This is a genomic window from Flavobacterium buctense (genome assembly GCF_014486695.1).
In the GTDB taxonomy this organism is placed as follows: domain Bacteria; phylum Bacteroidota; class Bacteroidia; order Flavobacteriales; family Flavobacteriaceae; genus Flavobacterium; species Flavobacterium buctense.
In genome coordinates this window covers 1-11,483 of the sequence record NZ_JACTAB010000015.1, presented here as the reverse complement: position 1 = coordinate 11,483, position 11,483 = coordinate 1, and the positions used below count along the sequence as shown (strand labels likewise).

The window sequence follows — 11,483 nt, the reverse complement described above, 5'->3', positions numbered from 1 at the left end:
GTTTGCGGCTTGCAACAGTTGCAAATTTTAATCACCGCCGATTCCAAATATAAAACTACTTTTTGAATTTTCAGAGAAAATTCGGTGAAAGCCCAAACCTTGCAATTGTTGCAAACTGCTGTTAGCAGCAGTACAGTATTTAAAGTAATTTAGTTATTATCGGACCAATTTTCCACCAAAACATAAAGGGAATTATTAAAAGACTGAATTGGAGCAAAAACTCTAACCAAGTTGCTTCTTCGGATTCTCCGTCTTCCCAAAAGTAATTATGCTTTATGTGAAAATACATATTTCGACCATATTTTTTTAAGCAAACTTTGTCAAAAACTTTATAAAGCAATAAAAAAACTATTGGACAAATTGGTGACAAAGCATTTTGTTTTTCTAACTCTGTTGAAGTGATTGTTAACGCATTAATAGAAAGTATTAATAAAACAATGCACATAACAAGGATAGCTATATAATTACTTTTATTACGCAAAATTTTATGGCTTTGTGGAAAAATTAATGTCGGAACAAAAATTGCAAAAAATGAAATAAATACTGTCATTTATAGTTTCGGGTTGTATTGCTGCTAACGTGCCGCCGCTTGTAGCAGTTGCAATGATTTATCACTGACCATACCAAGTACAAAACTCCTTTTTGAATTTTCAGAGAAAATTCGGTATAAGCCCAAGTCTTGCAATTGCTACAAACGGCTGTTGTGCACAGTGCTTACTAGTCTGTAAAAAATTTAATTCTGAAATCAAAGGCGAAATTTTTACATTTCGGGCAATAATTATTTACAGAATTAAGTTCCAAATTAAAGTTTCCAAAAGTGTTGTTTTCTTCATTATCGCCTTTTAGTTCTTTGTCTGAATAGAATTTATATTTAGGATTATTTATTTCAATTTTATAATTAACATTTTCAAATTCTTCTGTTTCAATATTAATTGCTGGAACTGGACAATTAGTTTGATAATCAAATCTATTTCCGCCATATTTGAATGTGTTTTCAAAATTGCAAATTCTACATTTTGATGCTATAATATTACCCATATCTTTTTACTTCAATATATTTGCAAAGTATTCAGAAATAATTTTTTCTGAATCAGGTGACATTGTAATCTGCATTGTTTTTTGCACTATTGTATCAAAATCTGGTTGTGAAAATTGTCCTTTAAAACTTTCTGAATAGAATTCTGCTACATTTTCAAAAACAGCATTTATTTCCTCTTTTGATAATGGACCTTTGCCGTTTTCGAAATTTGTTTTAAGTACGCTTCTCATAAATTGAGCAGCAACAAAAGAACCTGCTTCAAGTGCGCTATCTTTATCAATTCCGTCTTTTTCTGAAATTTTTGAAATAGTTAAATGTAAATCCAATGATATTGGCATTTTCATTTGTGATTTAATACTTTCCATATTTTATTGTTCAATTGTGAATATTTCTAATAATCTCTGCGGTGCTAATCTTTCTAGCCATTTGTGAGTTGTATTTGTTGGAAAAACTCCTGATTGCTGGTTATTGAACTTAAATGCAGAAAGTGCTTCACCATCTAATTCACTTTGATAGAAGTTTGAAAGAGGCGAAAAGTCAAACAATGCAGTTTCTTTTTGTTTTACAAATGTTTGCATTGTGCCGTCAAAGGCTTTTAGCATCTCATATGTTCCTCCATTTGAAGTATATTCTTCTACATCTTCACTTTTGATTGCTAATAATAAACTATCCATTGAAAATGCTCCAATCATTACATTTATTTCAGATTTCATTCCGTATTTTTTGAAATTTTTAAAATCAATTTGATTTGTTAAACTATCAAATTCACGAGAAAATAAAATATTTGTATCTTCGATTAATCCTATTGTTTTGTAGTAAAAACCGAATTGAGATTGAAGCATTAATTCAATATTTCTAGTTCCTACATCATTTAATTTATATCTGATTGGCAAATCAGTTTCTAGTCCAATAATATCTTGTTTCGATTGTCTGTTTATCCATAACGTGTTTAAGTTTTCTTCTGTAAAAACTTCTTCAACACAATCTTTTAAAAAATCATTCATAAAGTTATAGTTTGGTTATCAATGTTTCTTCTTTTATACGATTTTTGTGTGCATTGTGCACAACGTGCCGCGGCTTCACGTCTGTTGCGAATCCAGCGAACTGCGTACTGTCTGCTAAGATAAAATATTTTCGTGAAGAAATAAGTTCAATTTAAGAAAAACCAGCAATAGCGTGAAACCGCTGTTACTGGATGGCGCTTTACCGTTTTCATTTGGTTTTCAATTTCAGATAATTTTCGCGGATAAATTTACAGCGGTCTTCAATTAAAATTTTTCCATTTTTCAAACAATAATAGGCTGAATCTTTACCCTTTTTCTTGTACGCTGAATCTCCAATTTGAATTTCATAATAAACTTCATTAGGAATTTGAATTTTTCGATATGTATTTAGTATGATATATTTTGACGCTCTGTAATAATTACCGTCTTGTATTTTTTTAGTTACCTTTCCATTAAATTCAAAGTTTTTACTTTTTATATATTCTTTCTTTTGAAAGTCTAAAGAATTGTTTTGGTAGAAAAATAAAATAGCCAACAATACTGCGATGGGAATAAACACATAAGAAAGCTTTTTCCTCATTTCAGATTCTTGTTCTTTCATTTCCTTTTCTGAATTATTCATCAACTTCCTTTTTTGCAGAGTGTTTGGCGCTTTCCAGTAACGTCTTGCAGCTTGTGACTGCTGCGATGATTTATTACTGATGATTACAAATATAAAACTCCTTTTGAATTTTCGAAGAAAATTCGGGATAAGCCCAAGCGCGCAGTAGTTACAAACTGCTGTTATAGGCTGTTTTTAAGAATCTGCTCATTAAATATTTCAGTGGCATCTTTAATTTCGTCATCTTTTAATCCACGCAAAATACTAAAATATTTTCCCTTGTAATCAAAATTTATTCTTCCAGTATCTGGAATAAAAGGCAATTCTGAATTATATACTTTATCTACGGTTTTTAGATTTTTTATGCTAGCAATTTCCACTTGTTTGGTTCTTCCAAAAATGCCATTAGAAATGTTGTAAATCATTAAATTTTCACTAAAAATTACCTTTTCTTTTCCAATCAACAACCAGAGAGAATAATTTATAATCGTGAATGCTAAAAGAAAAATACCTAAAGCTTCAAATATGAATTTATTAAAGTCCAATTTCACTAAAGAAATTAGAAGAACAAATAGTGCAAAGAAAAAAAATGGAATCATAATTATACCAGCAGGAATAAAAACAAAGGCATATTTCCAATCTTTATTTGGAGCAACTTTGATTTCTATTTTGTTTTCTGATTTAATAATCTTCATGTACTTCTTTTTATAACAAATAGTTGTGAAAATAGCCTATAACGTGCCGCCGCTTGGTAGTCGTGGCGACTTTTTAAATAATTAGTTGTAAATATAATCAATTTTTGAACTTAGTACTTTCCGACTAAGAAATGCAAAACCAGCCATGCTACCAAACGGCTGTTAGCAGCAGTTTTTTTGAGAAACTTTTGTTCTAATCATCATTACTATTGAAATCAAATACAAGCTTACAAACAATAAAAGTGGAATTTGAAAACTTGGATAATCAAATAATAATATAGAAACTGAGCTAAGTCTTTCAATTACTGGAATAGCAAGCATAATTAACACAACAATTTCAAGTATGAATCTTTTCTGAGTAATTTCTCTGTTAGCTTGTTTTAGCAACAATATTAAACCAAAAATTGCCACAACTGATGTTACAATTTGATACATATTTCCGGCTAAAAGTAAATTACAAATTAGGTAGAATATGAATGGAATTGAAATCATACTTCCTTTGAGCATAATTCCAAAATATGCTAATACCGAAAATAACTTTATTAAGTTGTACGTTTTCATTAACGCGGGTTTAAAAATTGCTGCTAACGTTCCGCGGCTTGCAACAGTTGCAAAGATTTATTACTAATGATTCCAAGTACAAAACTTGGCTTTGAATTTTCGAAGAAAATTCGGTGGACAAACCAAGCCACGCAGTTGTTGCAAACTGCTGTTATGCACCGTTTTTTTCTGATTTAACAGACAATTTGAAAATCCAAACTGCTAAAACAATTGTCAGAGAATATATTACAACCCAAAATATTTGGTTAAAACCCCGCTCCACAAATCCTCTGTCAAAAAGATAAAACGTTATCCAAACAGAAATGAATGAATATATGCTTAAAATTATTTTTGTTTTGTTGTTACTTAAATTATTTATTAATTGTCTTTCAATTAGCCAAAATATTAGCATGGCTGGAATTGATAAAACTAATCCATAAACCATCATGAATCCAATTATCGGCCATGATTCAATTATTTCAGTAAACTTTGCCTTATTGATAAAAAATCCTAAAATTAGAAATAGGAATAGAGGTGAAGCTATAACTGTAAACAACCAAACTTTAATACTATACTTCATCGTTTTTTCTATACGTTCTGAAAATGGTGCATAACGTTCCGCGGCTTCGCGTCTGTTGCGATTCCAGCGAACTGCGTACTTTCTGCTAAGATAAAATATTTTCGTGAAGAAAGAAGTTCAATCCAAGAAAAACTAGCAATAGCGCGAAACCGCTGTTAGCAGTCGTTAATTTTCATAAACTTTTTCACTTATCACTTTCCAGTCACTTTTCTGTTTCTCAAGTTCTATTTCGGCACCCATTCCTTCAGAATCAAGTCTAAAATAAACTGAGGCCAAATCTTTTTTAATATCGAATTTATGGAAAACTATAAATGCTTTAATGCTTTTTGCAGTTAATTCTTTTTCTGTCATGAAAGCAACTTCTTGACCGTTTATACTAATTTTAATTTTCGGCGAAACTTTACCATTATCAAGTATCATTATCTGTTTTTCCTGAAAGAAATTCATCACTCTTTTCAAGTCAAAGCATTTTTGAACTATTTTCTGTTCGTCTTCATTTCTGTTGGAATTGAAAGAAGTCAAAGCAATTAAGAGTAAAATTAAAACGGTATATCTCATATTTGCAGGGTTTCGAATTAATGACTGCTAACGTGCCGCGGCTTTGCGCCGTAGCGGCAAGTTAAGAATAAATGTAATAAGAAATTTTGATGTTCAGCGTATTTTCCGAGAAAGATAAAACCAGCTATGGCGCAAAACCGCTGTTAGCAGTCGTTAATTCTCGTAAACCTTTTCACTTATCACTTTCCAGTCACTTTTCTGTTTCTTTAGTTTTATTTCGGCGCCCATTCCTTCAGAATCAAGTCTAAAATAAACTGAAGCTAAATTCTTTTCAATATCCAATGTATGGAAGACAACAAAGGCTTTAATGTTTTTTTCGCGCAACTCATTTTCGGTCATGAAAAGAACTTGTTGACCGTATTTATTAAGTTTAATTTTCGATGAAACTTTACCATTATCGAGTATAATTACCTGTTTTTCATGAAAAAAAATCATCACTCTTTTCAAGTCAAAGCATTTTTGAATTATTTTCTGTTCGTCTTCTGTTCTATTGGAGTTGAAAGAAGTTAAAGAAATTAAGAGTAATAATAAAACTGTATGCCTCATATTTGCAGGGTTTCGAATTAATGACTGCTAACGTCTTGCGGCTTGCAACAGTTGCAAATTTTAATCACCGCCGATTCCAAATATAAAACTACTTTTTGAATTTTCGGAGAAAATTCGGTGAAAGCCCAAACCTTGCAATTGTTGCAAACTGCTGTTAGCAAACGTTGCGTGTTTTAAAACACAACTTTTCCATTTTCTATTTTTGGCGGCGGAGGAAGCATCTTGTAATTCAAGTTTTCAAAGTCAACTTTGGAGTTTAATCTTTTAAACTTTATTTTGTCTTTTAGCATTTTTATTTTCTTTCCAAGAACATAAAATTCTTCCGGTGCTTCATGACCATAAACAAAAACAGAATCAACTTTGTTTTCTCTTTTGATAATGAATCTATAGCTTTGTCCATCTTCTAAGTTGTTATCTTCGTATCTATTTTTGTACTTTGAGAAGTCAATTTTTTCTAGCGATTCGAAAAGAGAATCTTTATCAACTTTTTTTAAGATTCCATATTCGGATTTTTCGGGAAAAGGAAATCTTGTTTCTTTATAAATTGTATCACTGCCGTTTATTTTTAAAGAATAGTCAAATGGCATTCCTTGATTTGAAAAAACAAAAGTTTTGATTGAATGAATGTTTTCTGTTTTTGTTTTCTGTTTACATGAACTTATCAAAAACGATATTATTAGTGTGTAAAAAAGCGCTGATTTTTTCATGTTAAGATAAATGTCATTTTAGCAGTCTTCCTGCAATGTTTGCTAACGTGCCGCAGATTGTGATTGTGGCGTTCTTCAATCACTAGTGATTCCAAATATAACTAAAATTTCAATCAGCCGAGACATTTCTGATAAACCCAAAACCAGCCATAATCACAAACTGCTGTTAGCAACTGGCTTTTAACTTTCCAGCTTCAACTTTTTGCGCCTATCATAATATCGACCTTTAATTGGAATTAATTTCTTTTTCTTCAAAGTCAACGTTTCAACATCTTGAACATTTTCCCACTTATCATCGAATTTTTTTTCAGAAACATTTAGATATAATGTATCATTACTAATTTTCCAATCTCCTTTTGACTCAGAATATTTAAATTCATGGAAATGATAAACTTTTTTGTGATAAAACGTTTTGTTTTTAAAGAGAACTAAACTATCAAGTTCATAAAAATCCCATTTTAAATTCGTTGATACTTTCACTTTGTCCTTCACTTTCTTGTACTTATATGTTGAATGAATTTCTTGAGAGAACATGTAGTTAGAAAAAAAGATGATCAATATGTAAATAGTTTGTTTCAAATGGTTTTGTTTCGTTTTTGCAATATTTTTTGAGCTAGTTGCTAACGTGCCGCCGCTTGGTAGTCGTGGCGACTTTTTAAATTATTGTTGTAAATATAATCAATTTTTGAACTTAGTACTTTCCGACTAAGAAATGCAAAACCAGCCATGCTACCAAACGGCTGTTAGCGGTAGTTGCTTTAAAAATTATTTATCAAAGAATGATTTAAATGGTGATGAGGCAAAAAGGTGAGTAATTATTGATTTTTTTGTTTCTGGAGCGAATCCATCTCCTATACCATAGAATTTTATGACTTCTGAATTACTCACTTGACTTGCTGAAAAGACTGGGCTTCCGGACATTCCATTTTCAATATATAGCGTTGTATTGATTCTTCTATTGTTCTCTTTTGCCTCTCCATCTATTATACCAAAGGATTGTCTACACTTTCTATATCGATAGTCGCCTTCTTTAAAATGGTCTATTGCTGGATAACCATATGCTATGAGATTATCACTATGGGTGCCGTCGTCTAAATCAAAGTCATTATTAATGTAATAAAATTGCCCGTCTTTTGGAAGTGAAGGCAATGAAAAAGAAAAGACATCTAACATTTTTGGAAACAATAGTTTTGAATATTCTTGTCGATGTTTATCAATTTCAATGTCAAAAAGTTCCATAGAACCGTCATTCTTTTTATATCTTAAACATATTTTGAAATTTCCATATTTTACTAAATGCGGCTGTGGAGATAAGTCGTTAACATTTTTACCAAATAATACATGCACATTAGTTATGAGAAATATGGTATTATTTTTTTTAAATAGAAAACCTGTAGCATTGCCGAAAATATTTCCATTTATGTCGATATAGGCTAAATAGTAACTATAGTCAGAAAGATCATTGCTTATTTTGGTCATATTTATTTTTTCAAAATGTAGTTGTTTAGTAGAATCCTTTATTTTCTCTGGAAATTCAAGAATTGAAATTAATAATAAAAAAAGAGGATTTTAGTCATTTGTCTTTCAGTTCTTGAATTATCAGGGTTTGTCGAGCAATTACCGCTAACGTGCCGCAGATTGTGATTGTGGCGTTATTTAATTACTTAACATTCCAAATATAACTAAAATTTCAATCAGCCGAGACATTTCTGATAAGACCAAAACCAGCCATAATCACAAACTGCTGTTACCAGCTGTTATTATCGTCTAATTTTAATTTTGCCATGTGACAAGTAAAGTTCATAGAGATCTTCAATATAAAATTCCTGTCCGTCAACATTGTTTTTTAACAGTGCTTCATTTTCTATGTAAACTCCTTCTAAATACTTTGGGCGTTGGAATTTTAATACGAGCTTAAAAACATCTCCACTATATAATTTCTTTACATTATATTTTTTATTCGCACTAGGCCATTCGATAAATTCTCTGCAAGATTCTATGGCGTAAATTTTTTTTCCAAAAATTGCTTGATCTGAAACTTCAACGACTTCAAATTCTCTAATTCGACCGTACACTTCTGAAACTTCACATGGCTTAATTTCAGTATCCGGTTTGATTGGTCTTACTGAAATAGTAAAAGGATCAACATAAATTGTATTTTGTCCAAAAATCTGGCTGCAAAGTCCAATAGAAAATATTATCGTGAATAGGGTTTTTCTCATAATAGCTGGTAACGTGCCGCCGCTTGGTAGTCGTGGCGACTTTTTAAATAATTATTGTAATTATAATCAAATTTTGAACTTAGCACTTTCCGTCTAAGAAATACAAAACCAGCCATGCTACCAAACGGCTGTTAGCAGTAGCCAAAATTTTACGTCCAATTATTTCCAATTTCTAGATATAATTCAGACCTTAATTTAGCTAATTCATCATTTTCTTTTCTACATAGAATTCCATTTTTATATAGAACTAAATCATTAAACGATCCCATTCCACCATATATTGAAATAATTTTTCTATAAATTGATTTGTCTTCTGATTCTTCTAATTCTGAAATAAAAATTTTAAAACTTTTTGCCCAATGTATTTCTCCAACTTCATTTAAGAGTTTATAAATTTCAATGCAATACTCTCTAACAGTCATGTCTTATTTTCATTAAATGATTTTCCGGTTCTACGGGTTTGGTTACTGCTAACGTGCCGCAGATTGCAATAGTTGCGACGATTTATTACTGTTGATTACAAATATAAAACTCCTTTTTGAGTTTTCAGAGAAAACTCGGGAAAAACCCAAGCCACGCAATTGTTGCAAACTGCTGTTAGTGGCAGTTAATTTTAACTTCCTAACCTATCTCTATAGTTAAGCAAATTGGAATGTTCACGAACCAAAGTTATTATTTCTTCTATTGGATATTCAACATTATCTAACTCAATTGTTTTTGTTAAACCATCATTTTTATGTATAACTAATAACGTTGACTTGATGTTTTTACTTTTATAGGTGCTTAATTCAACGAACTTAATTGTATTCCACTCATAATGTTTTAATTGAGAAAAAGGTAAGATTGATTTTCTTGCCCAAATTCCTTTTTTGTTTATTATTAATGTCGGTTGATTATCTAATAACTTAATCCATGATAAAAAACCAATTAAACATACAGCAAAAAAAATAAAAGTAATGATTCCGTTAGAATTATTTTCCCAATGTAAAAGTTCATTACCTAATTTGTAAAACATAAAATAAGGAATAGCTGTAAAAATTATTACCATGAAAATTTTATTCAATGTATATCCTTTTGCTATAATTTCTTTGTTTCCCAATTGTTCTCGATTTGCAGTTTTTAATTGCCACTAACGTGCCGCGGCTTGTGATTGTGGCGTTCCTCATTCACTTGCCTTTCCAAATATAACTAAAATTTCAGTCAGCCGAGACATTTCTGATAAACCCAAAACCAGCCATAATCACAAACTGCTGTTATACCACGTTTTTTTGTATTTCCCTTTCGTATTCCGTGTCAAAACCAAGATAACTTATGTCACTGAATTTTATAACTTCAATATCAGTCCATTTAGAATCTTCGTCCACTAAGAATAATTCTACGGAATCATTTGTAACCGACAACACTTTTCCAACGAAAAAAACATCTTCGTCATCATAAGTAAATATTGCAACAAGTTTAGAAGTTAAGCTTTTCATTGAACTTTCTAAATCTATAAACTTATTCAATTCAATATTTGCTATCAAACTTTCTGAATTATCATTTTTTAATTCTGCATAATCGTCTTCTTCCCACGTTCGATATTTCTCAACGTCACTATTTTTTACAATAGTAAATCCGTCAAACTCGCCGTCTTCTTCATCAAAATTAAGAAGCATAACTATTTCAGAGTTTGCTACTAAACACTTTCCGGTGTAAACATCGTCTACATTTGGAGCAAGGTCGATGTCGATTATTAATCTTTGTTCTGCTATTTCTTCCATTTGCAGTTACTTGTTTAAAAATGTGGTATAACGTGCCGCAGATTGTGATTGTGGCGTTCTTCACTCATTTGCGTTTTCAAATATAACTAAAATTTCAATCAGCCGAGACATTTCTGATAAACCCAAAACCAGCCATAATCACAAACTGCTGTTATAGCTAGTGCCTTATTTCACTTCGTATCCATTTAAGACCATCTCTAAATCTTTTCTGAATGCTTTAAAGTCAAAACTTTTAGGCTTCCGTGCCATATTTTCAATTCTGTTGACAGAATTTAGGAATTCCACTTTTATAACTTCGAAAACTTCTTTTCTGTTTAGTTTTATCATTTCGTTCCAGTCAAAATGTGTATTTGTCACAAGCCATTTACTTTTAAATTTCCAACTTTCAATATCATTGTTGAAAAACTGTGCAAAACCACCATCAAATTTGTACAATTCGAAACCAAAGAAATACTTCACAACACTTTCACCATAATTTTTTTCAGTAAACTTTTCGTTTAAATATTTTTCCAAATCATTAAGGTCAAATAATGTAAATCCGTCATGTTGAAATTCGTTAGTGATTATTCTTTTTATTTCGATTTCCATTCTGTTTTCTTTGTAGCGTTTGAGGCATTAGCTATAACGTCCTGCGGCTTCACACAGTGGCGACTTTTTTAATTTATAATTGTAAATATAATCAAAATTTGAACTTAGTAGTTTCCGGCTTTGAAAAACAAAACCAGCCATTGTGTGAAACTGCTGTTAGTGGCTGTACCGTTTTGCTTAAAATGTGTTAACCACAAAGTTTAGAGTCAAAATTATCATCAAAATTTCCACCAACAAATAGTTAACACTTTTTGGGCGATAACTCTTCCAATACTTTTTGACTTTGTAAATATTAAATATAGTTTGAGGAACAATCATTAAACCAACATATATTATTCCGTTTGAGTTTGAATACATAAAACTATTTGCGCCTTCTCCAAACATTATCATTGAGAACACCGCGTAACCAACTTCTATTAAATAAAAATAGGCAACTTCCACTACGATAATTTTTAAAAAGTGTAAGAAATTGAATTTCATTGTTTAGTAGATTGTTCTAAATGTTTCGTTTCGTGAGGTATTGCCACTAACGTTCCGCGGCTTGTAACAGTTGCAAATATTAATCACCGCCGATTCCAAATATAAAACTACTTTTTGAATTTTCAGAGAAAATTCGGTGAAAGCCCAAATCTTGCAATTGTTG

General features: G+C 31.0%; 18 protein-coding genes. All 18 read right to left on the bottom strand.

Annotation, left to right across the window (positions count from 1 at the left end):
• Positions 1 to 139: 139 nt before the first annotated feature.
• Positions 140 to 550: a hypothetical protein gene (locus ICG50_RS12855; protein WP_187661308.1), complete on the bottom strand. Its 411-nt coding sequence runs from the start codon at positions 548 to 550 to the stop codon at positions 140 to 142.
• 167 nt (positions 551 to 717) lie between these two features.
• A complete protein-coding gene (locus ICG50_RS12850; RefSeq protein WP_187661307.1) occupies positions 718 to 1,038 on the bottom strand; it encodes a hypothetical protein in 321 nt (106 codons plus the stop codon).
• Positions 1,039 to 1,044: 6 nt separating this feature from the next.
• Entirely contained in the window at positions 1,045 to 1,404 is a 360-nt protein-coding gene (locus ICG50_RS12845; RefSeq protein ID WP_187661306.1) for a hypothetical protein, read from the bottom strand.
• A gap of 3 nt (positions 1,405 to 1,407) precedes the next feature.
• Entirely contained in the window at positions 1,408 to 2,043 is a 636-nt protein-coding gene (locus ICG50_RS12840; protein ID WP_187661305.1) for a hypothetical protein, read from the bottom strand.
• A gap of 208 nt (positions 2,044 to 2,251) precedes the next feature.
• Positions 2,252 to 2,665 carry a hypothetical protein gene (locus ICG50_RS12835; protein WP_187661304.1) on the bottom strand — a complete coding sequence of 138 codons (414 nt, stop codon included), beginning with the start codon at positions 2,663 to 2,665 and terminating at the stop codon, positions 2,252 to 2,254.
• Positions 2,666 to 2,826: 161 nt separating this feature from the next.
• On the bottom strand, positions 2,827 to 3,339 hold the full coding sequence (locus ICG50_RS12830) for a hypothetical protein (protein WP_187661303.1): 513 nt from the start codon (positions 3,337 to 3,339) through the stop codon (positions 2,827 to 2,829).
• A gap of 162 nt (positions 3,340 to 3,501) precedes the next feature.
• On the bottom strand, positions 3,502 to 3,900 hold the full coding sequence (locus tag ICG50_RS12825; RefSeq protein ID WP_187661302.1) for a hypothetical protein: 399 nt from the start codon (positions 3,898 to 3,900) through the stop codon (positions 3,502 to 3,504).
• A gap of 151 nt (positions 3,901 to 4,051) precedes the next feature.
• Entirely contained in the window at positions 4,052 to 4,459 is a 408-nt protein-coding gene (locus ICG50_RS12820) for a hypothetical protein (RefSeq protein WP_187661301.1), read from the bottom strand.
• 165 nt (positions 4,460 to 4,624) lie between these two features.
• Entirely contained in the window at positions 4,625 to 5,017 is a 393-nt protein-coding gene (locus tag ICG50_RS12815; RefSeq protein ID WP_187661300.1) for a hypothetical protein, read from the bottom strand.
• Positions 5,018 to 5,170: 153 nt separating this feature from the next.
• The gene (locus ICG50_RS12810) at positions 5,171 to 5,563 is read right to left on the bottom strand and encodes a hypothetical protein (RefSeq protein ID WP_187661299.1); all 393 of its coding nucleotides are present in this window, start codon (positions 5,561 to 5,563) and stop codon (positions 5,171 to 5,173) included.
• Positions 5,564 to 5,736: 173 nt separating this feature from the next.
• Complete coding sequence (locus tag ICG50_RS12805; RefSeq protein ID WP_187661298.1) at positions 5,737 to 6,270, bottom strand: DUF6438 domain-containing protein; 534 nt, start codon at positions 6,268 to 6,270, stop codon at positions 5,737 to 5,739.
• 180 nt (positions 6,271 to 6,450) lie between these two features.
• On the bottom strand, positions 6,451 to 6,849 hold the full coding sequence (locus ICG50_RS12800; protein ID WP_222940213.1) for a hypothetical protein: 399 nt from the start codon (positions 6,847 to 6,849) through the stop codon (positions 6,451 to 6,453).
• Between the two features lie 186 nt (positions 6,850 to 7,035).
• Complete coding sequence (locus ICG50_RS12795) at positions 7,036 to 7,749, bottom strand: hypothetical protein (protein WP_187661296.1); 714 nt, start codon at positions 7,747 to 7,749, stop codon at positions 7,036 to 7,038.
• Between the two features lie 281 nt (positions 7,750 to 8,030).
• Entirely contained in the window at positions 8,031 to 8,492 is a 462-nt protein-coding gene (locus tag ICG50_RS12790) for a hypothetical protein (protein WP_187661295.1), read from the bottom strand.
• A gap of 149 nt (positions 8,493 to 8,641) precedes the next feature.
• Entirely contained in the window at positions 8,642 to 8,914 is a 273-nt protein-coding gene (locus ICG50_RS12785; RefSeq protein ID WP_187661294.1) for a DUF6966 domain-containing protein, read from the bottom strand.
• A gap of 191 nt (positions 8,915 to 9,105) precedes the next feature.
• A complete protein-coding gene (locus ICG50_RS12780; protein WP_187661293.1) occupies positions 9,106 to 9,591 on the bottom strand; it encodes a hypothetical protein in 486 nt (161 codons plus the stop codon).
• Between the two features lie 154 nt (positions 9,592 to 9,745).
• On the bottom strand, positions 9,746 to 10,252 hold the full coding sequence (locus tag ICG50_RS12775) for a hypothetical protein (protein ID WP_187661292.1): 507 nt from the start codon (positions 10,250 to 10,252) through the stop codon (positions 9,746 to 9,748).
• Between the two features lie 165 nt (positions 10,253 to 10,417).
• Positions 10,418 to 10,840, bottom strand: a complete 423-nt coding sequence (locus ICG50_RS12770) for a hypothetical protein (RefSeq protein ID WP_187661291.1) — start codon at positions 10,838 to 10,840, stop codon at positions 10,418 to 10,420.
• Positions 10,841 to 11,483: the final 643 nt, after the last annotated feature.

Bases quoted from the DNA above. Each gene is read 5' to 3' on its own strand.
- ICG50_RS12835 (WP_187661304.1), bottom strand. From the start codon at position 2,665: ATGAATAATTCAGAAAAGGAAATGAAAGAACAAGAATCTGAAATGAGG.
- ICG50_RS12820 (WP_187661301.1), bottom strand. From the start codon at position 4,459: ATGAAGTATAGTATTAAAGTTTGGTTGTTTACAGTTATAGCTTCACCT.
- ICG50_RS12795 (WP_187661296.1), bottom strand. From the start codon at position 7,749: ATGACCAAAATAAGCAATGATCTTTCTGACTATAGTTACTATTTAGCC.
- ICG50_RS12805 (WP_187661298.1), bottom strand. From the start codon at position 6,270: ATGAAAAAATCAGCGCTTTTTTACACACTAATAATATCGTTTTTGATA.
- ICG50_RS12845 (WP_187661306.1), bottom strand. From the start codon at position 1,404: ATGGAAAGTATTAAATCACAAATGAAAATGCCAATATCATTGGATTTA.
- ICG50_RS12810 (WP_187661299.1), bottom strand. From the start codon at position 5,563: ATGAGGCATACAGTTTTATTATTACTCTTAATTTCTTTAACTTCTTTC.
- ICG50_RS12790 (WP_187661295.1), bottom strand. From the start codon at position 8,492: ATGAGAAAAACCCTATTCACGATAATATTTTCTATTGGACTTTGCAGC.
- ICG50_RS12775 (WP_187661292.1), bottom strand. From the start codon at position 10,252: ATGGAAGAAATAGCAGAACAAAGATTAATAATCGACATCGACCTTGCT.
- ICG50_RS12825 (WP_187661302.1), bottom strand. From the start codon at position 3,900: ATGAAAACGTACAACTTAATAAAGTTATTTTCGGTATTAGCATATTTT.
- ICG50_RS12785 (WP_187661294.1), bottom strand. From the start codon at position 8,914: ATGACTGTTAGAGAGTATTGCATTGAAATTTATAAACTCTTAAATGAA.
- ICG50_RS12770 (WP_187661291.1), bottom strand. From the start codon at position 10,840: ATGGAAATCGAAATAAAAAGAATAATCACTAACGAATTTCAACATGAC.
- ICG50_RS12855 (WP_187661308.1), bottom strand. From the start codon at position 550: ATGACAGTATTTATTTCATTTTTTGCAATTTTTGTTCCGACATTAATT.
- ICG50_RS12850 (WP_187661307.1), bottom strand. From the start codon at position 1,038: ATGGGTAATATTATAGCATCAAAATGTAGAATTTGCAATTTTGAAAAC.
- ICG50_RS12840 (WP_187661305.1), bottom strand. From the start codon at position 2,043: ATGAATGATTTTTTAAAAGATTGTGTTGAAGAAGTTTTTACAGAAGAA.
- ICG50_RS12830 (WP_187661303.1), bottom strand. From the start codon at position 3,339: ATGAAGATTATTAAATCAGAAAACAAAATAGAAATCAAAGTTGCTCCA.
- ICG50_RS12815 (WP_187661300.1), bottom strand. From the start codon at position 5,017: ATGAGATATACCGTTTTAATTTTACTCTTAATTGCTTTGACTTCTTTC.